A 23,421-nucleotide genomic window follows, 5' to 3' on the forward strand; every position below is an offset into this window, starting at 1 on the left:
CCTTCTTCCCGCAGATGCGCCAGCGCGCTGCTGATGGTGGTGCGGCTTACGCTCAGTGCGGTGGCCAGCTCCCGCTCTCCGGGCAGGCGCGTGTTTAGCGCCAGCCTGCCATCCAGAATCAACAGGCGTAACGCGTCAGCCAGCTGGCGCCACAGCGGGGTACGGGAAGAGGCTTGCTGCCAGTGCCCTAACAGGCGTACCAGAGACTGGCTTCCAAAACGACGTGATGACATGTGCAGTCCACTATTTGAAAACTGGACATTAATCATAGTGCCATTTTCACCGAAGATGGAACCTGGTACTTCGGAGAAGAGAAAATGGTACGTCGTCTGGTACAACTTTATGTCGGTTTAGGCCTGTACGGGCTTTCAACCGCGATGTTTATTCGTTCGGATCTGGGTGTCGACCCTTGGGATGTCTTTCACCTTGGCGTCGCCATCCAGACAGGGATGAGCATCGGCACGGTGATTATTTTAACCGGGGCAGCGGTGCTGCTGCTGTGGATCCCGCTGCGTCAGCTGCCGGGGCTGGGCACTATCAGTAATGTGATTTGTATTGGTCTGGCGGCAGATGCGTCAATGGCGCTGATCCCTGAGCTCACCTCGCTGCCCGTGCGCATCACCCTGCTGGTTTCCGGCATTGTGGTTAACGCCCTTGCCACCGGGATGTATATCGGCGCGGGTTTTGGCGCAGGCCCGCGCGACGGCCTGATGACCGGCATACACGCCCGGCTGGGCTGGTCGATCCGCAGCGTGCGTACCGCGATCGAGGTGACTGTGTTGATCGTCGGCTACCTCCTCGGGGGAGCGTTTGGCGTTGGAACCGTGCTGTATGCATTAACCATCGGCCCGCTGATCCAGCTCTGTTTGCCGTGGTTTCGCCAGAGACCGCGCATTCAGAAAGCTGCACAGCCGGAGCGGATTGTTTAATTTTGCGAAGCGCTCACAGGCTATGATGGCGTAACTGTGTCAGAATAGAGACTTCTCTTTTCACGACGCCAGAATGTATGAAAGCGATCACTCTTTATGACGTTGCCCGCGTGGCAGGCGTTTCTTATCAGACCGTTTCCCGGGTGATTAACGACGCGGAACACGTTTCTGCCCGTACGCGGGAAAAGGTCCGGCAGGCCATGGCGGCGCTACACTATGTGCCCAACCGTGGCGCGCAGCAGCTGGCCGGGAAACGCACCCGCACGCTGGGGCTGATGACCAGCGATCTGGCGCTACATGCGCCGTCGCAAATCGCCTCAGCTGTAAAATCCCGGGCAGTGGAGCAGGGGGCTAGCGTACTCATCTCCATGGTGGAGCAACCCGCGCAGTGTCAGGCTGCTTTGCAGGAATTACTGGCGCAGCGCGTAGAGGCGCTGCTGGTGAACGTTCCGCTGGAAGATGCCCTGGCAGAAATGCTTCAGGAAATGGCCTCGCCGACCCCGGTTCTTTTTCTCGATGTGTCCCCCACAGCTCGGGTTAACAGTCTCGTTTTCAATGCCGAACAGGGCGCTGCCCTGGGGGCAGAGCATCTGCTTTCGCTGGGGCACCAGCGAATTGCGCTGCTCGCCGGGCCGGAAAGTTCTGTCTCTGCCCGGGCTCGTCTGGCGGGATGGAAAACCACGCTGGCTCAGGCCGACGTGGAGGCGTTTGCGGTGGCGCAGGGCGACTGGAGCGCGGCTTCGGGCTATGAGAAAGGGCATCAGCTCCTGGCGGGCGCGCAGCTGCCGGAGGCGATCCTCGTCGCTAACGATCAGATGGCGCTTGGCGTTTTACGCGCCTGTGCGGAAAAAGGCGTTGCGGTACCGGGGCAGATCTCGGTTGTCGGGTTTGATGATACGGCTGACAGCGCGTGGTTTTCACCTCCGCTCACCACCGTTCGGCAGGCGTTCCGCGAGGCCGGTGAGCGCAGCGTGGAGTGGCTGATGGCACCTGCCCATCACCACGAACGCAGGCAGGAACAACTTCCCGTTACGTTGATCGTGCGTCATTCCACCGCGCCGCGCGCCGCACAGCAGGCCGATCGTGAAGATCTTGCGCAACAGCTCAGAACGCTGGCGCTGCTGGCGGAGAAACTGGCGCGCAGCTAGCACTTTTGTGATCATGCTCGCCTGGTGACGATCAAAGTCTTTACCGCTACCGTTTACCAGGGCATGTTGGCTAAAATTGTGAGCGCTTCGCAAAGAGGTTGATATGTCTTCTACATTGCCGCTGACTCTCAGCGCACTTCTGGCGCGTCGTGACTGGGAAAACCCGGGTGTGACGCAGTGGAATCGTCTGGCCGCACACGCGCTTTTTCATAGCTGGCGCGATGAAACCTTCGCCCGCGAGGATAAGCCTTCGCGGAGCAAGCGTCTGCTTAACGGCATCTGGCGATTCAGCTTTTTCCCGGCGCCAGAGCAGGTTCCGGAGGCATGGATAACGGACGATCTGGCTGATGCCGTTGAGATGCCCGTGCCGTCGAACTGGCAGATGCAGGGATTTGATACTCCCATCTATACCAACGTCACCTATCCGATAAATGTGAACCCGCCCTATGTTCCGGCTGAAAACCCAACCGGTTGTTACTCGCTCACATTTGAGATGGATGACGCCTGGATGTGCAGCGGGCAAACCCGCATTATTTTTGACGGGGTGAATTCAGCTTTTCATCTGTGGTGTAACGGCCAGTGGATGGGCTATTCGCAGGACAGCCGTCTGCCTGCGGAGTTCGATCTCAGCGCGGTGCTGCGACCGGGGCAGAACCGCCTGGCGGTAATGGTGTTACGCTGGTGCGACGGAAGCTATCTGGAAGATCAGGACATGTGGCGGATGAGTGGCATTTTCCGTGACGTCTCGCTGCTGCACAAGCCGGAAACGCGAATTGCCGATTATCAGATCGTGACCGATCTGAATGCCGAATGCGATCGGGCGATACTCCGGGTTGACGTTGCGCTGGAAGGCACACGCTACGCCGAATGCGAGGTGGCGTTTACCCTGTGGCGTAACGGCGAAGCCTGCGCGCAAACCACGCAGCAGCCCGGATCGGCCATCGTGGACGAACGCGGCAGTTGGGCAGAACGGCTTAGGGTGGCGATACCCGTGAACGCTCCTGCGCTATGGAGCGCTGAAACACCGGAATGCTATCGGCTGACAATGTCGCTTCGGGATGCGCAGGGTAACGTGCTGGAGACTGAAGCCTGCAATGTCGGTTTCAGACGCGTCGAAATCAGCAACGGCCAGCTGAAGCTTAACGGCAAACCGCTGCTGATCCGCGGCGTGAACCGTCACGAACATCATCCTGAGAAGGGGCAGGTGATGGATGAGGCGACCATGCGCCGCGACATCGAACTGATGAAGCAGCATAACTTCAACGCCGTGCGCTGCTCGCATTATCCGAACCATCCTCTATGGTACACGCTTTGCGATCGCTACGGCCTGTACGTGGTTGATGAGGCGAATATTGAAACCCATGGCATGGTGCCAATGAGCCGCCTGGCGGACGATCCGCGCTGGCTGCCTGCCATGAGCGAACGCGTAACGCGTATGGTGCAGCGGGACCGGAATCATCCGTCCATCATCATCTGGTCCCTGGGGAATGAGTCCGGGCATGGGGCGAATCACGATGCGCTGTACCGCTGGCTGAAAACCACCGATCCCACGCGACCGGTGCAGTATGAAGGCGGCGGCGCCAGTACGGCGGCAACCGATATTGTCTGCCCGATGTACGCTCGCGTCGATCAGGATCAGCCGTTCCCGGCGGTGCCAAAGTGGTCGATTAAAAAGTGGATTGGTATGCCGGACGAAACCCGTCCGCTGATCCTGTGCGAGTATGCCCACGCGATGGGCAACAGCTTTGGCGGCTTTGCCAGCTACTGGCAGGCATTCCGCAGCCATCCCCGGTTGCAGGGCGGCTTTGTCTGGGACTGGGTCGATCAGGCGCTGACGAAAAAAGCGGAAGACGGCACGGTATTCTGGGCCTACGGCGGCGATTTTGGCGATAAGCCCAACGACCGTCAGTTCTGCCTCAACGGGCTGGTGTTTCCCGATCGCACTCCGCATCCTGCCCTTTACGAGGCGCAGCGTGCCCAGCAGTTCTTTACCTTTACGCTGGTGAGCACCGCTCCGCTGGTCGTCGAGATCCAGAGCGATTATCTGTTCCGTCATACTGACAACGAGTATCTGCGATGGTCGGTGGCGCGTGACTGTGCGGTACTGGCTTCCGGCGAAACACCCCTTTCTGTTGCGCCCGAGGGGACGCAGCACGTTGAGATCCCGCTGCCTGAACTTGTCGCTGAGCCGGGCGAGGTCTGGCTCAACGTGGAGATCGTTCAGCCGCAGGCCACGTCGTGGTCGCCGCCCGGCCACCGTTGTGCCTGGGATCAGTGGCCGCTCCCGGCGCCGCTGTACCTTGCGCCACCGAAAGCAGGCGGAACCCCTCCGCAGCTAACGGTGCAGGACGAGGCGCTGGACATTACTCATCAGCAGCAGCGTTGGCAGTTTAGCCGTCTCACCGGAAACTTGACCCAGTGGTGGAACGAGGGCGCTGAAACGCTCCGTTCTCCGCTAACGGATAACTTCACCCGCGCGCCGCTGGACAATGACATTGGCGTCAGCGAGGCGACCCGCATCGATCCGAACGCGTGGGTGGAACGCTGGAAAGCGGCAGGGATGTATGAGATGTCCGCGCGCCTCCTCCAGTGTGAAGCGGAGCAGCATAACCGTGAGGTGATAGTGACCACGCAGCACGTCTGGGAGCATCAGGGTAAAGCGCTATTTATGAGCTGCAAGGTCTGGCGGATTGATGACCACGGGGTGCTGCACGGTGATGTGCAGGTGACGGTGGCGTCTGACATTCCTGAGCCCGCTCGCGTGGGCCTGAGCGTTATGCTGGCGGATATCCCGGAAACGGTGCGCTGGCTGGGACTAGGCCCGCTGGAAAACTATCCGGACAGAAAACTGGCGGCGCAGCAGGGACGCTGGGCGTTACCGCTGGAAGAGATGCAGACGCCGTATATCTTCCCGACGGAGAACGGTTTGCGCTGCGACACCCGCGAGCTGACGTTTGGCTCCCATCAGTTGCAGGGACAGTTCCATTTCTCCCTGAGCCGTTATAGCCAGCGGCAGCTGCATGAGACAACGCATCAGCACTTGCTGCGGGAGGAGGCTGGCTGCTGGTTGAATCTTGATGCGTTTCACATGGGCGTAGGGGGGGACGACTCATGGAGCCCGAGCGTAGCCCCGGCCTTCATTCTGCAAAACCGCCGGCTGCGCTACACGTTTAGCTGGCAGCAGAACGGCTGAGCCGAAACGTGCGGCCACTGCCGTGGCCGCACGTAACACCGCACAATCGGTTTATTTCCTGAGGTTGTGCGCGGCCCAGAGAATGAAATCCTCTTTAGGCAGCGCCTTGCTGAAATACCAGCCCTGGCCGTACTGCACGCCGTGGCGATGCAACCATTCGATCTGCCCTTCAGTTTCAATGCCTTCTGCGACCATCGCCAGTTTAAGCGATTTGGCCATTTCGATGATGTGGGGAGTCACGTGCTTGTACTCCAGCGCATCCACAAAGGATTTATCAATCTTCAGAGTATCGACATCCAGATCCTGCAAATAGCTCAGGCTGGAGTAACCCGTGCCAAAATCATCAATGTAGATAGCGTGCCCGGCGCGGCGAAATGCAGCGATAGCAGGTACGCTGACGGCAGGATCGGCAAACCCGCGCTCGGTTAATTCAAGGGCGATCTGGCGCGGGTGGACGCCCCATTTGTTGAGCAACTGACTCAGCTGGCGAGGCAGCTCGGGGGACGTTAAATCCGATGGCGCAAGGTTGACAGAAATATGCAGTTCCGGGTGATGGTGTAGCCAGGCGCCTAGATCCTCAAATACCTCATTTACCACTAGCCGCGTCAGCGTTGAAATAAGCCCTGTCTGCTCAGCCAGCGGAACAAAGAGATTAGGCGACAGGTTACTGCCATCTGGCTGCGGCCAGCGCATCAGCGCTTCAGCACCCACCAGTTTTCCACTACACAGCGCCACGATGGGCTGGTAGTGAACCTCGATCTCCCGGTTGTTGATCGCGTCGATCAGGCGGTGACGCGGGGACAGCAAACGGCGGAGAATGCGCAGGACAATAAGGGCAGCAACCAGGCTTAGCAGTATGCCAGCCGGTAGCCAGATGATCAGTTGCTGGTGCCAGGAAGCCGCCAGCGGTTTTAACGACACCCAAGCGATCACCGTAAACCCCAGTTCGGGTACAGGTTTCATCACGTACATTGAGCCGTTGTATTGCACGCGCGTAACGTCCTGCTGCTCCTTAACGACAGAGAGAATATACGGGTCGAGAACATTGCTTCTGGCAAATATATGATGGGTTGAGCTGCCCACCAGGGCGGCATCCATTGAGATTTCACCAAACGGAACAACATCCACAAGCGACGCCGGATCGACCATTACCAGATAATGTCCTTTCCCCAGAACGGCCATATAACGCTGAATGCCGAGGTCGTTTTGCGAGGTGAGCCACGCGCTATAACCATCTTCTGTGATCCGCATTGGGGGCGGTAAGATCGCCGTATCACTGGATTGTTCAAGCGATGAGCAGAGCGGTTTCAGGTTATCGATATACATCACTTCCTGGATATAGCGCCATGAGAACGCGACCCGGCGCATTTCGCGTAAATGCGGGGGAGTGCAGGGCGGGGCGTGGAATGTCTGTAGGTGCGTGAGCGCCTGTTTTGCCTGCGCAACGACTCTGTCGGTACGGATCAGGACACGCGAGGCATAGCTGTCCAGCGCGTCCACAAATTTCTCCTCAGCCTGACGATGCGCCAGCCAGATACTGAGGCACACAGGGACCAGCACAGAGAAGATCAGTACGCCTGTCACCAGGCTGACCAGATGTCGGGTACGCATGCTGTTTTATCCTTCCCATATGCCCGCCCCGGGCCTGGAGTTTGCGCGCCAGAGGAAAAAGTTTTTATCGGTAAATGATATAGTTATAGCATGCAACCGTCTCAGACAGGTATCTGAATAAACCTTTCAAAAACAGTCTGTGCGTCACAGGGGTTGTTTTTGCAGCAAAGCTCAGATAGTATTTTGTTATGTTATAACAATACATAAAGGCCAGAGATGAAACCGAATATCCATCCAACCTATCGCACCGTTGTGTTTCACGACACCACGGCTAATGAATATTTTAAAGTTGGCTCAACGATTAAGACAGATCGTGAAATTGAGCTTGAGGGGAAAACGTATCCTTACGTTACTCTTGATGTCTCCTCTAAATCACATCCGTTTTATACCGGGAAGCAGAAGACCTTCTCGACAGATGGCAGCGCGGCACGCTTCCGCAAGCGTTTTGGCGGCTTTCTTGATGCGAAGCGAGGCTAATCATGCAGGTGCTTAACTCATTGCGCAGTGCAAAACAGCGTCACCCGGATTGCCAGATAGTCAAACGCAAGGGACGCTTATACGTGATTTGCAAATCTAACCCGCGCTTTAAGGCGGTGCAGGGGCGTAAAAAAAGGCGCTAGACGCGCGTTTCTCGCCAGCTTTCCAGGGATCTTTTCTGTTTGCCATCGGCAGTAAAATTGTCGGTGGCAAGCCAGCTTTCAAAGGCGCTCGCCAGCGCTGGCCACTCTTTGTCGAGAATTGAAAACCAGTCGGTGTCCCGGTTTCGGCCTTTAATGACCAGCGCCTGGCGAAAACGCCCTTCAAACTGAAAGCCAAGACGCAGGGCCGCTTTGCGGGAGGGTTCGTTCAGGCTATTGCACTTCCATTCATAACGCCGGTAGCCCAGGGTATCGAACACGTACCGCATCAGCAGATACTGCGCTTCTGTCGACATGGGCGTGCGGCTTAACAGTGACGAGAAGTGAACATGTCCCACTTCCACGACGCCGTTTTTAGGATCGATCCGCATCAGGGACAGCGTCCCGACAGGAGACTGGGTCTGGTTATCGATAACGGTAAAGTGGATGGGATCGGCTAATTCGCTTACGCTCGCCACCCATTCGGCAAACTCCTCTGCGGTGGCATCGGGCTCACGCAGCAGCCACGTCCAGCTTCGGGTATCTCCGGCCACGGAATACGCAGAGAACAACGCGTGGGCATGCTCCATGCGCAGCGGCTCAAGCCGACAATAGCGACCCTGAAGTACCACCCGGGACGGGTGCGGCCGAGGCTGCCAGTCGATAAGGCTTTCCCCTACAGGTTGACCAAACTCATTGAATGTATTCATCTTTATTTCCATGATGTTAAGAAGATCTCCAGATTAATGAATTGCTGGTTCCTTAAAAAGAACCACCAGGTTATGTTTTTCTGGTACCACAAGGAGGAATGATGAATATACCGGGTGATGAGCTATACACCTTGCTCCATGCTGCGCTGAAAAAACGTGGGACAGAGACGCTCCAGCGCGCGCTCTATCTTGCTTTGCGGGAGGCCATACTGTGCGGAAGGCTTCGGTCCGGCAGCCATTTGCCCGGCTCACGAACGCTGGCGCATCAGATCTCGGTGTCCCGAAATACCGTCAACGCGGCGCTGGACCAGCTCACGCTCGAAGGTTATTTGCTGCGTAGCCGCCAGGGCACGCGGGTGGGGCAATTCGCTCCTCGTACGATTGCCCGGACATTACCGGACCCGGACGTCAGGCTGACAAAACGTGTCGCCCGGCTGCCCGCGCCTGTGCCGCGTGACACTCCGGTGATGGCGTTTACGCCGGGAACGCCTGCCATCAACTATTTCCCCTTGCCGCTGTGGCGGCGGTTGTACGATCGCGTCCTGCGCGAGGAGGGAAGCGCCCTGTTAGGGTATGGCAACCCTGCTGGCGAGCCGTCGCTACGGGCCGCCATTGCCCGCCATCTTGCGCTCTCCCGCGGCATTGACTGTGACGCCAGCCAGATAGTGATAACCGAAGGGGCGCTGGAGGGCGTCAATCTGTGCACAATGCTGTTAAGCGAGCCGGGGGATGTCGCCTGGGTGGAAAATCCCGGCTATAGCGGCGCCAAAAGCGCTTTTGTCAAAACCGGCCTGGCGATGACCGGCATACCGGTGGATGACGAAGGGATGTGCTGGGAAGGGCTGTGTGCGCCTTCACCCACGCTGATTTTTACCTCGCCATCGCATCAGTTCCCTTACGGAAGCGTACTCAGCGCGCGGCGGCGTCTGGCGCTGCTGGAACTGGCCCGGCAGAACAACGCGTGGATCATTGAGGACGATTACGACAGCGAATTCCGTTATACCGGTGAGCCCGTCCCGGCGATGCTGGGTATGGTCAACAACGCGCCCGTTGTGTATCTGGGGACGTTCAGCAAAACGCTGTTTCCGTCGCTCCGAATGGGGTTCATGGTGTTACCGCCAGCGCTGGCGAAGGCGGCACGTCCCGCCATCGGCTCGCTGCTGCGCGGCGGGCATCGCGCTGAACAGCGCACCCTGGCGCTGTTTATTGAGGAAGGCCACTATGCGCGACATCTTGCCGCCATGCGCCGACTTTATCGTAAGCGATACCGCCAACTGCGAGAGGTGCTAAGCGCAGAGCTTCATACGCCGCACCGTGTTCTTGCCGGAGAAGGAGGGATGCACCTGGCGCTGGCGATTGACGGTATCGACGACCAGCGGCTGGTGGAGCAGGCAAGAGCGTTTCAGCTGGCACCCGCTGCGCTGAGCGGATATTACCTTGAGACGAAGCAGGGGCAAACCGGTCTGGTTTTAGGTTACGGCAATACCTCTGCTTCGCAGTTTGCGCCGGGTATCCGACGTCTTCAGGCGTTAATTACGCAGCAGTGGGGCGGGAAAGGGTAAAGACATCATAAAAAGAGAGCTGGCCCTTGGTGGTGACCATTTTCTGCAACTTCTCTTTTTGCCCGGCTTCGACAGCCGGCGAGTGCAGGATGCTGTCGATCAGCTCCTTCGGCACGTAACGCGTGTTGTACCACTCCCCGTTGTAGCACACGCGGAAATCGAGTACGTCGATATCTTCATACCGGTAACGCGGATTGACGTCGAAAAAGAAAAACGCGTTAAACACCACGAACAGCACTACCAGCAGCCAGACGGAATCGACCAGCGTTTCAGATTTCAGCATGACGATAAGCGTTGCCAGCCAGGCGGCGTACATGGCGACGAACAACCCGGGGTGTTTGCGAATAAAGCTAATGCTAAAGCGCGGGCGATTGTCGCGCTTTTCGCGAGTATTGAGATCGTCGATGGTGGCGGTAAGCAGGCGCTGTATCTCTGTCATTTTTTGCCTTTATGATTGTTGAAAATACAGGTGATCTGCTTATTTTATGAGAGGGGTTTACGCGATGAAAGTAACAGTTATGCCAGGAAAAAGCATAACAGTTACTCAGGATGCGCTTAGAGCATTTTAATGATTTTCGCCGGATTGCCGCCCACGACAGCATTGGCCGGCACGTCTTTGGTCACTACCGCGCCGGAAGCGATAACCGCATTATCGCCAATGGTTACGCCCGGGTTAATGATCGCACGTCCGCCGATCCAGACGTTATCACCAATGGTGACCGGTTTACCGTACTCCAGCCCGCTGTTACGTTCGGTCGCATCCAGAGGATGTGTGGCCGTATAAATGTGCACCCCCGGCGCAAGCATACAGTTATCGCCAATGCGGACAGGGCAGACATCCAGCATGACGCAGTCAAAGTTGGCATAAAAATTTTTGCCCAGATAGATGTTATACCCGTAGTCGCAGCGGAAGCTCGGTTCTATATAGGCGCCTTCGCTTTGGCCCAGCAGGTCAGCTAATAAGGCGCGACGTTCGGCCTTCTCATCGGGTGCGGTATGGTTATAGCGGTGAACAAGATGACGCGCGCGTAAACGGTCAGCCCTCAGCGTGTCATCGCCAGGGCAGTAATATTCACCTGCAATCATCTTCTGTTTTTCTTCACTCATGGGAACCTCTCTGGAATCGTTTTACGCAGCGTAAAGAGGATTAACCAGAAAGGGAACGTTCCCTAAAAGCGGCTGTGACGGGAGTCACAACATTTATGCGCATAAATACGTTTTATACGGGAACCTGGCGTTTGCACTTGAAGCGTAATTCGAAAGGTAAATTCAGCTTAACAACGGGCGTAATGCCTTTACAGTCTCTCTTCAACGATTAACGAACAAATTTCCATACCGAAGAGGGGATCTTGTCATACAGTTTATTCATGGTTAGTTCAGCCAGACGATGGTCGGCAGCTGAATAAAATACCGCCAGTTCATTATCAGAGAGCTCGTATTTATTTTTTTCAATAACACGTTCGAGGGTGTCAATTGACTGGCAGCGTCGCAGGCGCATCAAATAATCGACTTTTGTTAATGGTTTATCAGACATAAATTCACCTTAGTAATTGTAATAATTTTAACAGGAAAGACTAACCGGATTAGCTCTGCTGACATTAGTGAAGCAGCGAAATAGGCGGTTTCCTGATTTACGCCATTTCTGCAAATCCTGTGCGTTAATGCCGTAGCTGCTGAACAACATAAAGGTGTCGTCCAGGTATTCATCAATTTGCTCTATCAACTTATTATCTTCATTGTACTTAATTTTATAATTAAGTGCGAAGGTGGCGATATGCTCGATCAGCTCGTTAAGCTGTAAATTGATAGCAGACGTTGGATCGTTCACCCAGCCATGGTTACTTTCTTCAAGATTGGCAAGGCAGTCATGGTACAAGGATTCGCAGAGAAATTTCAACTGCGCGATATCATGCCTTTTTGGCGAGTACTCGTCCATAGCGCATCCCCTTCTGAGTGATTTTTTACTCACCGAACATCATGTCGGGATGGATACAACTTGCTTAGCCACATGGGAGCTGTGTTCCTGATAACTCTAACTATAAGCCACTCTGATCAAGATTTCACCGCGCTATTACGAAAAATTACAATTAAATCGTTACTGTGCGAGCCTTTACGCAAATGTACCTTTTGCAGCAACCACGTTAATCAAATAAAAAACCGTTTTTTATCGGTTCCTTAAAATTCATTGAGTTAGCGCAAAGTTTCATGTGAAGTCCGAAACCAGATATCTTCAGATAATTTCCGTTACTTAGGAATAGTCCGAATAATTTACGCCGCAAAATGATAATAAAAGAAGGCTGAGTCCCTGGTGTAAGTTATCGGCCTATTATGCCAGGCCTCATTTAAAAAGAAGAAAATAAATAGAAAAGCAATAGGTCTATTTTATGATTTTTTCTGAAAATGAAAAAGGCCGCAAATGCGGCCTTTTTATCATGTGAAACCGGTATCAGTGATGTTCTACCGAATGATTGTGCTCAACATCTTCATTTTTGCGGCTGAAGCGGCGACGAACCACCACAAAGAACACCGGTACGAAGAAGATGGCGAGAACGGTCGCCGTGACCATACCACCCATTACACCCGTACCTACCGCGTTCTGTGCGCCGGAGCCCGCGCCGGAGCTGATAACCAGCGGCATAACGCCGAGGATAAACGCCAGGGACGTCATCAGGATTGGACGCAAACGCATACGAACGGCTTCCAGCGTGGCTTCAATCAGGCCTTTTCCTTCTTTCTCCATCAGATCTTTGGCGAATTCGACGATGAGTATCGCGTTCTTCGCCGACAAGCCAATGGTTGTCAGCAGGCCCACCTGGAAGTAAACGTCGTTGGTCAGCCCACGGAAGGTTGCGGCAAGCAGTGCGCCGATAACCCCCAGCGGAACCACCAGCATAACGGAGAACGGAATCGACCAGCTCTCATACAATGCCGCCAGACACAGGAACACCACAATCAGTGAAATGGCGTACAGGGCAGGGGCCTGGTTACCGGACAGACGTTCCTGATAGGACATGCCGGTCCAGTCGTAGCCGATACCCGCAGGTAGTTTGCTGGCCAGTTCTTCCATCAGGTTCATGGCTTCACCGGTGCTTCGGCCTGGCGCTGCCTGACCGAGGATTTCCATCGATGGCAAGCCGTTATAACGTTCCAGACGCGGCGAACCGTATTCCCAGCGCGAGGTTGAGAAGGCGGAGAACGGCACCATCTGGCCATCGCTACCGCGAACGTACCAGTTGTTGATATCGTTCGGCAGCATGCGGTACTGCGCTTCGGACATGACGTACACTTTCTTCACGCGACCACGGTCGATGAAGTCGTTAACGTAGCTGCCGCCCCAGGCGGCACCCAGCGTGGTATTAATGTCGCTGATGGAAACACCCAGCGCCTGCGCTTTTTCCTGGTCGATATCGATCTTGTACTGCGGCGTATCTTCCAGACCGTTAGGACGCACGCCCACCAGCAGGTCAGGGTGTTTTGCCACCTCGCCAAACAGCTGGTTACGCGCCTGCGTCAGTTTTTCGTGGCCCAGACCGCCCTGGTCAATCAGCTGGAAGTCGAAGCCGGTCGCCGTACCCAGTTCAACAATCGCTGGCAGGTTAAAGGCAAAGACCATCGCATCTTTAATCTGTGAGAAGGTGCCCATTGCACGGCCGGTAATGGCTTCTACCTTGTTCTCTGCACCTGGACGTTCAGACCAGTCTTTCAGAGAAACGAAGGCGATACCGGTGTTCTGACCACGACCCGCGAAGCCAAAGCCGTTAACCGCAAACACGGATTCGACGTTGTCTTTCTCTTTGGTCAGGAAGTAGTCGGTCATCTCATCCAGCACTTTCTGCGTACGCTCTTGCGTCGCACCGGCCGGAAGCTGCGCCATACTCAGGAACACGCCCTGGTCTTCATCTGGCAGGAACGAGCTTGGCAGACGAACAAACAGGAAAGCCATCCCTACCACGATGATGATATAGAGCAGCAGGTAACGACCGGTGCTGCGCAGGATGTTACCCACGCTGTCGGTGTAGTGATGCGTGCTCTTATCAAACATGCGGTTGAACCAGCCGAAGAACCCTTTATGCTCGCCGTGTCCGCCTTTCTGAATCGGCTTCAGCATCGTCGCGCACAGGGCTGGCGTCAGGATCAGTGCAACCAGTACCGACAGCGCCATCGCCGAAACGATGGTGATGGAGAACTGACGGTAAATCGCACCGGTAGAGCCGCCAAAGAAGGCCATCGGGATAAATACCGCGGACAGTACCATCGCGATACCGACCAGCGCGCCCTGGATCTGGCCCATAGATTTACGGGTTGCTTCCTTCGGCGGCAGGCCTTCTTCCGCCATCACACGCTCGACGTTTTCGACCACCACGATGGCGTCATCCACCAGCAGGCCGATGGCGAGCACCATCCCGAACATCGTCAGGGTGTTTATCGAGTAGCCAAATATCGCCAGAACCGCGAAGGTCCCAAGCAATACAACCGGTACGGCGATGGTTGGGATCAGCGTCGCGCGGAAGTTTTGCAGGAACAGGTACATTACCAGGAAGACGAGGATGATCGCCTCAACCAGGGTTTTTACCACTTCGTGAATCGAAATTTTTACGAACGGCGTAGTGTCATACGGATAAACGATTTTCAGACCTGACGGGAAGAACGGTTCCATCTTCTTCAGCTCTGCACGAATAGCCGTCGCGGTGTCCAGGGCGTTAGCGCCGGTCGCCAGTTTGATACCCAGACCAGATGCCGGCTTGCCGTTGAACTTCGCGATAACGTCGTAGTTCTCGCCGCCCAGCTCCACTTTCGCTACGTCACGCAGGCGAACCTGCGAACCGTCCTGATTCACTTTCAGCAGAATTTTGCTGAACTCATCCGCGGAGGTCAGACGGGTTTGCGCGATGATCGAGGCGTTAAGCTGCTGGCCCTTGACCGGCGGCGTACCGCCTAACTGACCGGCCGCCACCTGGGCGTTCTGCGCTTTAATGGCGTTAATCACGTCAACCGGCGTCAGCTGGAAGTTGTTCAGTTTATTCGGATCCATCCAGATACGCATGGCGTACTGGGAACCAAACAGCTGAACGTCACCCACACCTGACGTACGGCTGATGGCGTCCTTCATGTTGGCGCCCACGTAGTCGGAAATATCCTCCTGCGTCATGGTGCCGTTGGTGTTGATCACGCCGACAACCATCAGGAAGCTACTGGACGATTTCTCGACGCTCACGCCCTGCTGTTGTACTTCCTGCGGCAGCAGAGGCATCGCCAGCTGCAATTTGTTCTGCACCTGAACCTGCGCAATGTCCGCATCCGTACCGGATTCAAAGGTCAGGGTGATCTGAACCGTACCGGTTGAGTCACTGTTTGAGGACATGTACATCAGGTTATCGATACCGTTCATGTTCTGTTCGATAACCTGCGTAACGGTATCCTGCACCGTTTTCGCATCAGCGCCCGGGTAGGTTGCGGAGATCGTTACTGCCGGTGGCGCAATCGTTGGATATTGCGCAACAGGCAGCTTCAGGATCGCAAGTCCCCCGGCCAGCATGATGATAATGGCGATCACCCACGCAAATATGGGGCGATCGATAAAGAAATTAGGCATGTCTTAACGGCTCCTGTTTAAGTTAAGACTTGGTTTGTTCTGACTGGCCAACGGCCGACGCTTGTTGTTTGTCGTCAGATTTCACTTCCTGCGCTTTGACCTGCGCGCCAGGACGAACTTTTTGCAAACCAGTAATAATCACGCGATCGCCATCTTTCAGACCTTCCGTCACCAGCCACTTATCGCCAATCGCCTGCGTTGCAGTGATATTGCGCATTTCGACTTTGTTATCGGCACCCACAACCAGCGCGCTCGCATCGCCGCGTGGCGTACGGGTCACACCCTGCTGAGGAACCAGAATGGCGCTTGGGTTAGTCCCTTCCTCAAGACGGGCGCGTACGAACATACCCGGCAGCAGGGTTTTATCCGGATTCGGGAAAATGGCCCGGATGGTGATTGAGCCGGTGGTCTGATCGACGGTCACATCAGAAAATTCCAGTGTACCGGTCTGCGAGAACTCGATACCGTCGTTGGTAACCAGTTCAACCTTGGCTTTACCGTTTTCCTGTTTCAGTTGACCGCTTGCCAGCTCCTGTTTGAGACGCAGGAAATCGTTGCTGGACTGGGTAACGTCAACATAGATCGGGTCAAGCTGCTGCACGGTGGCCAGTGCGTTGGTCTGACCGTTTTGCACCAGTGCACCTTCGGTGACGGCAGATTTACCAATGCGACCGCTGATAGGGGAGGTCACTTTGGTGTAGGCCAGGTTAATACGCGCGGTTTCTACCGCCGCTTTCGCCGCCACAACGGCCGCGTTGGCTTGCTGCGCATCGGCCAGGGCTGAATCATAATCCTGTTGGCTGATGTACTGCGTGCCGAGCAGCTTCTTGTAACGATTCAACGTCAGCTGCGAAATTTTGGCTGCCGCTTCTGCTTTCGCCAGATCGCCTTTAGCGCTCTCATAAGACGCCTGGTAGGTTGCTGGATCAATCTGATACAGAGACTCACCTGCCTTGACATCACCGCCTTCGGTGAAGTTACGTTTCAGGATGATACCGCTTACCTGCGGACGCACTTCCGCAATGCGATAGGCGCTGGTGCGGCCCGGTAGTTCTGTTGTCATCTGGAGAGGTTCGGATTTGAGCGTCACGACGCCAACTTCTGGCACCTGCTGAGCTCCTTGTTGAGCCTCTTTGTCGTCACATCCTGTAAGCGCTAAGCTGCCTGAGAGCATCAGAACGACCGCCAGAGGCGTTAACCCTCTGTTTTTGTTCATATGTAAACCTCGAGTGTCCGATTTCAAATTGATCAAGGGTCCTGAGTCTAAAAACCCATTGCTGCGTTTATATTATCGTCATGCTATGGTACATACATTCATAAATGTATGTAAATCTGACTCCTGTAAATTCATCAACGTATGGCACGAAAAACCAAACAACAAGCGCTGGAAACCCGACAACACATTCTGGATGTGGCAATGCGTTTGTTCTCACAGCAGGGTGTTTCGGCAACCTCGCTGGCACAGATTGCTCAGGCCGCGGGCGTCACGCGGGGAGCGATTTACTGGCATTTCAAAGACAAGTCCGATCTGTTTGGTGAAATCTGGGAGCTTTCAGAGTCCAGCATTAGCGATCTTGAGAGTGAGTATCGGGCAAAATTCCCTCACGATCCACTCTCTGTGTTAAGAGAAATTCTAGTATATATCCTTGAAGCGACAGTTGTTGAAGAGCGCCGCCGTCTGATGATGGAAATCATCTTCCATAAATGTGAGTTCGTTGGCGAAATGGCGGTGGTTCAGCAGGCGCAACGCGACCTGTGTCTGGAAAGCTACGATCGCATCGAACAGGTCCTCACGGAGTGCATGCAGGCCAAAATGCTTCCTGCCACCTTACTCACCCGCCGGGCGGCGATACTGATGCGCGGCTATATTTCCGGCCTGATGGAAAACTGGCTTTTTGCTCCGGAGTCGTTCGATCTCAGATCAGAGGCGCGCAGCTATGTCGACATTTTTCTTGAGATGTGCCAGCTCTGTCCGACCCTTCAAAGTAAGCATCACCCCCGTTCTGCCTGATCGGGTACGGGAAAAATCGTAGACCCTTTCCGTCGTACTATTCTGCTTCAGCCGGGCGTGATATCCTTCATGCCCGACTATTTCCGGTCATTTCTCACATCACATTCACAACTATGCTGCACATCAATCGCTCGCAACATCTTGTTCTGGCCCTGTTTTTGATCCTGCTGTTTTACTTTGCAGCCGCGCCGCTTTCCTGGGCCCGTGCAGACAACGGCAGTGACATTCCCACGCGTGCTGATGTTCAGGCGCAACTCGACACCCTGAATAAGCAGAAAGATCTGTCCGCCCTGGAAAAACTTGTTCAGCAGGACCTGACGGAAACCCTGGAAACGCTGGACAAGATAGAGCGCATCAAAGCCGAAACGGCCCAGCTGAGGCAGAAGGTCGCTCAGGCGCCGGAAAACATGCGTAAGGCTACGGAGGCGCTGAATGCGCTCAGCGACGTCGACAACGACGATGAAACCCGAAAAACGCTTGCCACGCTGTCGTTGCGCCAGCTTGAGTCGCGCGTGGCGCAGCTGCTGGACGATCTGCAAACGGCGCAGTCCGATCTCTCAACCTATAACAGCCAGCTGGTTTCGCTGCAAACCCAGCCTGAGCGCGTGCAGAACGCCATGTACTCCGCATCGCAACAGCTACAGCAGATACGTAACCGTCTGAATGGCGTCACCGTTGGGGAAGGGGCGCTTCGCCCCACCCAGCAAACGCTGCTGAATATCCAGCAGACGCTGCTAAACGCGGAGATTGAACAGCAGCGTAAGAGCCTGGAAGGCAACACGGTGCTACAGGATGCGCTGCAAAAACAGCGTGACTACGTGACCGCGAATATCAACCGGCTTGAGCATCAGCTTCAGCTGTTGCAGGAAGCGGTAAACAGCAAGCGCCTGACCCTGACTGAAAAAACGGCCCAGGAAGCGGTCTCGCCAGACGAGACGGCACGTATTCAGGCCAACCCGCTGGTGAAGCAGGAGCTGGAGATTAACCACCAGCTGAGCGAACGTCTGATCCAGGCGACTGAAAACGGCAGCGCGCTGGTACAGCAGAATATCAAGGTCAAAAACTGGCTGGATCGCGCGTTGCAGGCCGAGCGTAATGTCAAGGAGCAGATTGCCGTCCTGAAGGGCAGCCTGCTGCTGTCGCGCATTCTCTACCAGCAACAGCAGACGCTGCCGTCCGCCGACGAGCTGGAAGACATGACCAATCGCATTGCGGATTTGCGTCTTGAACAGTTTGACGTCAACCAGCAGCGCGATGCGCTATTCCAGAGCGATACCTTCGTTGCCAAAGTGGAAGAGGGCCATTCAGGTGAAGTGAACGCTGAAGTTCACGACGCGCTGTTGCAGGTGGTGGACATGCGCCGCGAACTGCTCGATCAGCTCAACAAGCAGCTGGGCAACCAGTTGATGATGGCGATTAACCTGCAAATCAACCAGCAGCAGCTGGTGAGCGTTTCTAAAAGCCTCCAGGAGATCCTGACCCAGCAGATTTTCTGGGTGAACAGCAATAAACCCATGGACTGGGACTGGTTTAAATCTTTCCCGGAAACGCTGAAATCCCAGATAAAAAGCATGAAAATTACCGTGAACTGGGAGAAAGCCTGGCCTGCGGTAATGATTGCCTTCCTGGCGGGACTGCCTTTGTTGCTCATCGCTGGCGTAATACGCTGGCGTTTGAAATGGCTGAAACAGTACCAGGCGAAGCTGGCCTCGGAAGTGGGGCAACTGCGTAACGACAGCCAGCTGCACACCCCGAAAGCGATCCTGATCGATCTGATCCGTGCTCTGCCGGTCTGCCTGTTGATACTCGCCGTGGGCCTGATCCTGCTGACCATGCAGTTGAATATCAGCGATCTGCTGTGGGCGTTCAGCAAGAAGCTGGCGCTGTTCTGGCTGGTGTTTGGCCTGTGCTGGAAAGTGCTGGAAAAAGATGGCGTCGCCGTCCGCCACTTCAACATGCCGGAAAAACTCACCAGCCACTGGCGTCGCCAGATTGTACGCATCAGCCTCGCGCTGCTGCCGCTGCACTTCTGGTCAGTTGTGGCCGAGCTTTCGCCGCTGCATCTGATGGATGACGTACTGGGGCAACTGGTGATTATGCTGAACCTGCTGCTGATTGCCGTCCTTATGTGGCCGATGTGCCGCGACAGCTGGCGGGATAAAGAGTCCCATAATCTTCGTCTGGTTACCGTAACGGTGCTGGCGATCATTCCGCTGGCGCTGATGGTGCTGACGGCGACGGGTTACTTCTATACCACGCTGCGTCTGTCAGGCCGCTGGATCGAAACGGTTTATCTGGTGATTGTGTGGAACCTGCTGTTCCAGACCGTGCTGCGTGGTTTGAGCGTAGCGGCGCGCCGCATTGCGTATCGTCGTGCTGTTGCCCGTCGGCAGCATCAGGTGAAAGAGGGGGCTGAAGGGGCAGAGCCGCAGGAAGAGCCGACTATCGCCCTGGAGCAGGTCAACCAGCAAACGATGCGTATTACCATGCTGGTGATGATCGCCCTGTTTGCGGTGATGTTCTGGGCCATCTGGTCTGATTTAATTACCGTCTTCGCCTACCTCGACAGTATCACGCTCTGGCAATACAACGGTACCGAAGCGGGCGCTGCGGTAATGAAAAGCGTCACCATGGGCAGCCTGCTCTTTGCGCTGGTGTCGTCAGTGGTTGCCTGGGCGTTGATCCGCAACCTGCCGGGTCTGCTGGAAGTGCTGGTGCTCTCGAGGCTGAACCTGCGTCAGGGGGCGTCGTACGCCATTACTACCATCCTGAACTACGTCATTATTATTGTCGGGGCGATGACGGTATTCGGCTCGCTGGGCGTCTCGTGGGATAAACTTCAGTGGCTGGCGGCAGCGTTGTCGGTGGGTCTGGGCTTCGGCTTGCAGGAGATCTTCGGTAACTTTGTCTCTGGCCTGATTATCCTGTTCGAACGTCCGGTGCGTATCGGCGATACCGTCACCATCGGCACCTTCTCCGGGACCGTCAGCAAGATCCGCATCCGTGCGACCACCATTACCGACTTCGATCGTAAAGAGGTGATCATCCCGAACAAAGCCTTTGTGACCGAGCGCCTGATCAACTGGTCGCTCTCGGATACCACCACCCGCGTGGTGATCCGACTCGGGGTGGCCTACGGTTCAGATCTGGATAAAGTGAAAGAGGTCCTGCTGGAAGCCGCGAAATCACATCCTAAAGTGATGCACGATCCTGCGCCTGACGTGTTCTTCACCACCTTCGGGCCAAGCACGCTGGATCATGAGCTGCGCCTGTACGTACGCGAACTGCGCGATCGCAGCTACACCGTCGATGAGCTGAACCGCACCATTGACCGTCTGTGTCGTGAAAACAATATAAATATCGCCTTCAACCAGCTTGAAGTGCACCTGCGTAACGAGAAAGGTGACGAGCATACGGAAGTGAAGCGCGAAATTAAGGGGGACGACCCTACTCCCGCCTGAATTATTTCCCTCTCCCCTCTGGGGAGAGGGCAGGGTGAGGGGGAAGTTTCCCCTCAAAATCCCGCCGCACAATCTCCAGCGCTTTCAGCACCGTCTCAGCCGGGATCGCATGATTCTCCAGCAGCATAATTAAATCGACGGCCAGTTTGACCTCATCGGGGGCATTTTCCAGTGACATCCGCTGCTCCTGTTAACGGGTCAGGCGTTCAATGACGCGTTCAATCTCATCCAGCGCCTGACGGCAGCGGACGATGCGGCCTTCCAGCGCGCTGATTTCACGCATTAATAACTGCTGCTCTTCCAGCGTTTCGCTGGTGTTCAGGCGGGCTTCGCGCTCACGCTTCATCTCAAACAGACGGCGCTCAAACTCCTGGTTCTCCAGCCGCTTGCGCTGCCATTTTCCCAGTCCCGGCGAGGCGCTGTCCCACGCCCGTAGCGGCCAGGCGGCGATTTCCCGGTGCAGGGCGGTGATCTGCTCGGTAAGATGCTCCGCAAGCCACGCGACCTGTTCCTGCTGTTCACTCTCAACCGCGTGGCGAAGCTCGTCGAGGTTGGTCTGCGCTTCAGCAAGATAATCCTGAATGACGGTGCTGCGGGTGCGGAAGAGCTGCCGGTCAAAGCGCGGTTTCAGCGTGGCGTGGCCCATCAGCGGTGTGGCCTGCGCCCGCAGCGCGATCAGCTGATTTTGCAGCCTCTCAAGAAGCAGTGCTGTTTTCAAGGCGCTCTCCAGTGGTAAAGTAGCCGTTCAGTTTGATAACGATTCGCATTATGCAGCGTACTATTTTAATCATCATTGGCTGGCTCGCGGTAGTGCTGGGTACGCTGGGTGTGGTTTTGCCCTTGCTGCCGACCACCCCGTTTATCCTGTTGGCCGCCTGGTGCTTCGCCCGCTCGTCGCCGCGTTTTCACCACTGGCTTCTGTACCGCTCGTGGTTCGGCGGCTACCTGCGGCACTGGCAAAAACACCGGGCTATGCCGCCCGGGGCCAAGCCGCGCGCCATTGCCTTCATCCTGATCACCTTCGCCGTCTCGTTATGGCTGGTGAAAATGATGTGGGTGCGCATTCTGCTGCTGGCGATCCTGGCCTGCCTGCTGATCTTTATGTGGCGGATCCCCGTGGTTGATGAAAAGCAACAAAAGCACTGAAGCCTCATCATGGCGGTTGCAATTATGGCGCACAGCCAGTAAATTCGACCGTTTTCGAGCACAGGTGCGCCTGGTCAAAGGTTAAACAACTGTTACTTTGACCGACTCGTCGCGCGCCGTGAGTAACACTGTTTCATTTAGGCACAAACCGATGACCGCAACTGCACAGCAGCTTGAATATCTGAAAAATAGCATCAAAAGTATCCAGGACTATCCAAAACCTGGCATTCTTTTCCGCGATGTCACCAGCTTGCTGGAAGACCCGAAAGCGTACGCCCTCAGCATTGAACTGCTGGTTGAGCGTTATAAAAACGCCGGGATCACCAAAGTAGTAGGTACTGAAGCCCGTGGCTTCCTGTTTGGCGCACCGGTTGCGCTGGCGATGGGCGTGGGTTTTGTGCCGGTGCGTAAGCCGCGCAAACTGCCGCGTGAAACCATTGCTGAGAGCTATGAGCTGGAATACGGCACCGATCAGCTGGAAATTCACGTTGATGCTATCAAGCCAGGCGACAAAGTGCTGGTGGTGGACGATCTGCTGGCAACCGGCGGCACCATCGAAGCGACCGTGAAGCTGATCCGTCGTCTGGGCGGGGAAGTGACCGACGCGGCATTCATCATCAACCTGTTCGATCTCGGCGGCGAGCAGCGTCTGGAAAAACAGGGTATTACCAGCTACAGCCTGGTGCCATTCCCGGGACATTAATCCCATATCTCACAACCTCGCTCAATGGGTGAGGTTGTGATAGCATTCCCCTCCATTAATTCACCTTCCAGCGTTGCAGAGCCTGCCCATGAGTTATCAGGTGTTAGCCCGTAAATGGCGACCACAAACCTTTGCTGACGTTGTCGGTCAGGAACATGTGCTGACGGCCCTGGCGAACGGCTTGTCGCTAGGTCGCATCCATCACGCCTATCTTTTTTCCGGCACCCGCGGCGTCGGTAAAACCTCTATTGCCCGTCTGCTGGCAAAAGGTCTGAACTGCGAAACCGGGATCACCGCCACCCCGTGCGGCGTGTGCGACAACTGTCGTGAGATCGAGCAGGGGCGTTTTGTCGATCTGATTGAGATCGACGCCGCCTCGCGCACCAAAGTGGAAGACACCCGCGATCTGCTCGACAACGTGCAGTACGCCCCGGCGCGCGGCCGCTTCAAGGTCTATCTGATCGATGAAGTGCACATGCTGTCGCGCCACAGCTTCAACGCCCTGCTGAAAACGCTGGAAGAGCCGCCTGCGCATGTCAAATTCCTGCTGGCGACCACCGATCCGCAAAAGCTGCCGGTCACGATCCTGTCGCGCTGCCTGCAATTCCATCTGAAGGCGCTGGACGTTGAGCAGATCCGCGCTCAGCTTGAGCATATTCTCGATGAAGAGAACATTGTTCATGAACCGCGCGCGCTGCAACTGCTGGCCCGTGCGGCGGACGGCAGCCTGCGCGATG

Annotated in this window: 22 protein-coding genes; 11 read left to right on the plus strand and 11 right to left on the minus strand. The window is 55.7% G+C overall.

Annotated elements, in window-relative coordinates; translation table 11 throughout:
* The coding region (locus tag DD606_RS19285; protein WP_129258993.1) for a GntR family transcriptional regulator at positions 1-233 on the minus strand (233 nt) is incomplete at its 3' end.
* An 84-nt stretch (positions 234-317) separates the two neighbouring features.
* On the opposite strand from DD606_RS19285, the gene DD606_RS19290 reads away from it, so the two are divergent.
* The 3 genes from DD606_RS19290 (at position 318) to DD606_RS19300 (ending at position 5,270) form a co-directional block, all read left to right on the plus strand.
* Entirely contained in the window at positions 318-929 is a 612-nt protein-coding gene (locus DD606_RS19290) for a YitT family protein (protein ID WP_023324239.1), read from the plus strand.
* 77 nt (positions 930-1,006) lie between these two features.
* Positions 1,007-2,077, plus strand: a complete 1,071-nt coding sequence (locus DD606_RS19295) for a LacI family DNA-binding transcriptional regulator (RefSeq protein WP_032608661.1) — start codon at positions 1,007-1,009, stop codon at positions 2,075-2,077.
* A 103-nt stretch (positions 2,078-2,180) separates the two neighbouring features.
* Complete coding sequence (locus tag DD606_RS19300; protein ID WP_045330236.1) at positions 2,181-5,270, plus strand: beta-galactosidase; 3,090 nt, start codon at positions 2,181-2,183, stop codon at positions 5,268-5,270.
* 51 nt (positions 5,271-5,321) lie between these two features.
* On the opposite strand, the gene DD606_RS19305 is transcribed toward DD606_RS19300, so the two are convergent.
* A complete protein-coding gene (locus tag DD606_RS19305; protein ID WP_022650492.1) occupies positions 5,322-6,881 on the minus strand; it encodes an EAL domain-containing protein in 1,560 nt (519 codons plus the stop codon).
* 216 nt (positions 6,882-7,097) lie between these two features.
* On the opposite strand from DD606_RS19305, the gene DD606_RS19310 reads away from it, so the two are divergent.
* Together DD606_RS19310 and ykgO are read left to right on the plus strand one after the other, a co-directional pair.
* Complete coding sequence (locus tag DD606_RS19310; protein WP_015571255.1) at positions 7,098-7,358, plus strand: type B 50S ribosomal protein L31; 261 nt, start codon at positions 7,098-7,100, stop codon at positions 7,356-7,358.
* Positions 7,359-7,360: 2 nt separating this feature from the next.
* Positions 7,361-7,501 carry a type B 50S ribosomal protein L36 gene (gene ykgO, locus DD606_RS19315; protein WP_003859006.1) on the plus strand — a complete coding sequence of 47 codons (141 nt, stop codon included), beginning with the start codon at positions 7,361-7,363 and terminating at the stop codon, positions 7,499-7,501.
* Here ykgO and DD606_RS19320 read toward each other — a convergent pair.
* Positions 7,498-8,208: a GNAT family N-acetyltransferase gene (locus tag DD606_RS19320; protein WP_022650493.1), complete on the minus strand. Its 711-nt coding sequence runs from the start codon at positions 8,206-8,208 to the stop codon at positions 7,498-7,500. The two genes, ykgO and DD606_RS19320, sit on opposite strands and share 4 nt — an antisense overlap.
* 101 nt (positions 8,209-8,309) lie before the next feature.
* Between DD606_RS19320 and DD606_RS19325 the strand changes: the two genes are divergently transcribed.
* Positions 8,310-9,770, plus strand: a complete 1,461-nt coding sequence (locus DD606_RS19325; protein WP_129258995.1) for a PLP-dependent aminotransferase family protein — start codon at positions 8,310-8,312, stop codon at positions 9,768-9,770.
* Here DD606_RS19325 and DD606_RS19330 read toward each other — a convergent pair.
* The 6 genes from DD606_RS19330 to acrA form a co-directional block, all read right to left on the minus strand.
* The gene (locus DD606_RS19330) at positions 9,742-10,209 is read right to left on the minus strand and encodes a YlaC family protein (protein ID WP_022650495.1); all 468 of its coding nucleotides are present in this window, start codon (positions 10,207-10,209) and stop codon (positions 9,742-9,744) included. The two genes, DD606_RS19325 and DD606_RS19330, sit on opposite strands and share 29 nt — an antisense overlap.
* A gap of 116 nt (positions 10,210-10,325) precedes the next feature.
* The gene (maa, locus tag DD606_RS19335; RefSeq protein ID WP_129258997.1) at positions 10,326-10,877 is read right to left on the minus strand and encodes a maltose O-acetyltransferase; all 552 of its coding nucleotides are present in this window, start codon (positions 10,875-10,877) and stop codon (positions 10,326-10,328) included.
* A gap of 208 nt (positions 10,878-11,085) precedes the next feature.
* Complete coding sequence (locus tag DD606_RS19340; RefSeq protein ID WP_015571250.1) at positions 11,086-11,304, minus strand: HHA domain-containing protein; 219 nt, start codon at positions 11,302-11,304, stop codon at positions 11,086-11,088.
* Positions 11,305-11,331: 27 nt separating this feature from the next.
* On the minus strand, positions 11,332-11,706 hold the full coding sequence (gene tomB / locus DD606_RS19345; protein WP_006809850.1) for an Hha toxicity modulator TomB: 375 nt from the start codon (positions 11,704-11,706) through the stop codon (positions 11,332-11,334).
* Positions 11,707-12,216: 510 nt separating this feature from the next.
* A complete protein-coding gene (gene acrB / locus DD606_RS19350; RefSeq protein ID WP_022650497.1) occupies positions 12,217-15,363 on the minus strand; it encodes a multidrug efflux RND transporter permease subunit AcrB in 3,147 nt (1,048 codons plus the stop codon).
* Positions 15,364-15,385: 22 nt separating this feature from the next.
* A complete protein-coding gene (acrA, locus tag DD606_RS19355) occupies positions 15,386-16,579 on the minus strand; it encodes a multidrug efflux RND transporter periplasmic adaptor subunit AcrA (protein WP_129258998.1) in 1,194 nt (397 codons plus the stop codon).
* A 141-nt stretch (positions 16,580-16,720) separates the two neighbouring features.
* Here acrA and acrR point away from each other — a divergent pair, with 141 nt between their 5' ends.
* Both acrR and mscK read left to right on the plus strand, forming a co-directional pair.
* A complete protein-coding gene (gene acrR, locus DD606_RS19360; RefSeq protein WP_032628152.1) occupies positions 16,721-17,374 on the plus strand; it encodes a multidrug efflux transporter transcriptional repressor AcrR in 654 nt (217 codons plus the stop codon).
* Positions 17,375-17,487: 113 nt separating this feature from the next.
* Positions 17,488-20,835 carry a mechanosensitive channel MscK gene (mscK, locus tag DD606_RS19365; protein ID WP_023315539.1) on the plus strand — a complete coding sequence of 1,116 codons (3,348 nt, stop codon included), beginning with the start codon at positions 17,488-17,490 and terminating at the stop codon, positions 20,833-20,835.
* 1 nt (position 20,836) lies between these two features.
* Here the strand turns inward: mscK and rsmS are convergent, their stop codons facing one another.
* The gene (rsmS, locus tag DD606_RS19370; RefSeq protein WP_022650501.1) at positions 20,837-21,013 is read right to left on the minus strand and encodes a pleiotropic regulatory protein RsmS; all 177 of its coding nucleotides are present in this window, start codon (positions 21,011-21,013) and stop codon (positions 20,837-20,839) included.
* 12 nt (positions 21,014-21,025) lie between these two features.
* Complete coding sequence (gene priC / locus DD606_RS19375) at positions 21,026-21,553, minus strand: primosomal replication protein N'' (RefSeq protein ID WP_022650502.1); 528 nt, start codon at positions 21,551-21,553, stop codon at positions 21,026-21,028.
* 50 nt (positions 21,554-21,603) lie between these two features.
* On the opposite strand from priC, the gene DD606_RS19380 reads away from it, so the two are divergent.
* The 3 genes from DD606_RS19380 to dnaX form a co-directional block, all read left to right on the plus strand.
* Positions 21,604-21,981, plus strand: coding sequence for a DUF454 family protein (locus DD606_RS19380; protein WP_022650503.1), 378 nt, complete (start codon positions 21,604-21,606; stop codon positions 21,979-21,981).
* Between the two features lie 151 nt (positions 21,982-22,132).
* Complete coding sequence (gene apt, locus DD606_RS19385) at positions 22,133-22,684, plus strand: adenine phosphoribosyltransferase (RefSeq protein WP_000127359.1); 552 nt, start codon at positions 22,133-22,135, stop codon at positions 22,682-22,684.
* An 88-nt stretch (positions 22,685-22,772) separates the two neighbouring features.
* Positions 22,773-23,421, plus strand: a 649-nt coding sequence (dnaX, locus tag DD606_RS19390; RefSeq protein ID WP_129259000.1) for a DNA polymerase III subunit gamma/tau, incomplete at its 3' end; no start/stop codon positions are given.

The sequence above is a fragment of the Enterobacter cloacae complex sp. GF14B genome (genome assembly GCF_004136805.1).
Classification (GTDB): Bacteria; Pseudomonadota; Gammaproteobacteria; order Enterobacterales; family Enterobacteriaceae; genus Enterobacter; species Enterobacter hormaechei_C.

Excerpts from the sequence above, each read along its gene's own strand:
- DD606_RS19380 (WP_022650503.1), top strand. The coding sequence starts at position 21,604 with ATGCAGCGTACTATTTTAATCATCATTGGCTGGCTCGCGGTAGTGCTG.
- ykgO (WP_003859006.1), top strand. The coding sequence starts at position 7,361 with ATGCAGGTGCTTAACTCATTGCGCAGTGCAAAACAGCGTCACCCGGAT.
- mscK (WP_023315539.1), top strand. The coding sequence starts at position 17,488 with ATGCTGCACATCAATCGCTCGCAACATCTTGTTCTGGCCCTGTTTTTG.
- DD606_RS19310 (WP_015571255.1), top strand. The coding sequence starts at position 7,098 with ATGAAACCGAATATCCATCCAACCTATCGCACCGTTGTGTTTCACGAC.
- acrR (WP_032628152.1), top strand. The coding sequence starts at position 16,721 with ATGGCACGAAAAACCAAACAACAAGCGCTGGAAACCCGACAACACATT.
- DD606_RS19320 (WP_022650493.1), bottom strand. The coding sequence starts at position 8,208 with ATGAATACATTCAATGAGTTTGGTCAACCTGTAGGGGAAAGCCTTATC.
- DD606_RS19305 (WP_022650492.1), bottom strand. The coding sequence starts at position 6,881 with ATGCGTACCCGACATCTGGTCAGCCTGGTGACAGGCGTACTGATCTTC.
- DD606_RS19325 (WP_129258995.1), top strand. The coding sequence starts at position 8,310 with ATGAATATACCGGGTGATGAGCTATACACCTTGCTCCATGCTGCGCTG.
- acrA (WP_129258998.1), bottom strand. The coding sequence starts at position 16,579 with ATGAACAAAAACAGAGGGTTAACGCCTCTGGCGGTCGTTCTGATGCTC.
- DD606_RS19330 (WP_022650495.1), bottom strand. The coding sequence starts at position 10,209 with ATGACAGAGATACAGCGCCTGCTTACCGCCACCATCGACGATCTCAAT.
- DD606_RS19290 (WP_023324239.1), top strand. The coding sequence starts at position 318 with ATGGTACGTCGTCTGGTACAACTTTATGTCGGTTTAGGCCTGTACGGG.
- tomB (WP_006809850.1), bottom strand. The coding sequence starts at position 11,706 with ATGGACGAGTACTCGCCAAAAAGGCATGATATCGCGCAGTTGAAATTT.
- DD606_RS19295 (WP_032608661.1), top strand. The coding sequence starts at position 1,007 with ATGAAAGCGATCACTCTTTATGACGTTGCCCGCGTGGCAGGCGTTTCT.
- DD606_RS19340 (WP_015571250.1), bottom strand. The coding sequence starts at position 11,304 with ATGTCTGATAAACCATTAACAAAAGTCGATTATTTGATGCGCCTGCGA.
- DD606_RS19300 (WP_045330236.1), top strand. The coding sequence starts at position 2,181 with ATGTCTTCTACATTGCCGCTGACTCTCAGCGCACTTCTGGCGCGTCGT.
- rsmS (WP_022650501.1), bottom strand. The coding sequence starts at position 21,013 with ATGTCACTGGAAAATGCCCCCGATGAGGTCAAACTGGCCGTCGATTTA.
- apt (WP_000127359.1), top strand. The coding sequence starts at position 22,133 with ATGACCGCAACTGCACAGCAGCTTGAATATCTGAAAAATAGCATCAAA.
- acrB (WP_022650497.1), bottom strand. The coding sequence starts at position 15,363 with ATGCCTAATTTCTTTATCGATCGCCCCATATTTGCGTGGGTGATCGCC.
- maa (WP_129258997.1), bottom strand. The coding sequence starts at position 10,877 with ATGAGTGAAGAAAAACAGAAGATGATTGCAGGTGAATATTACTGCCCT.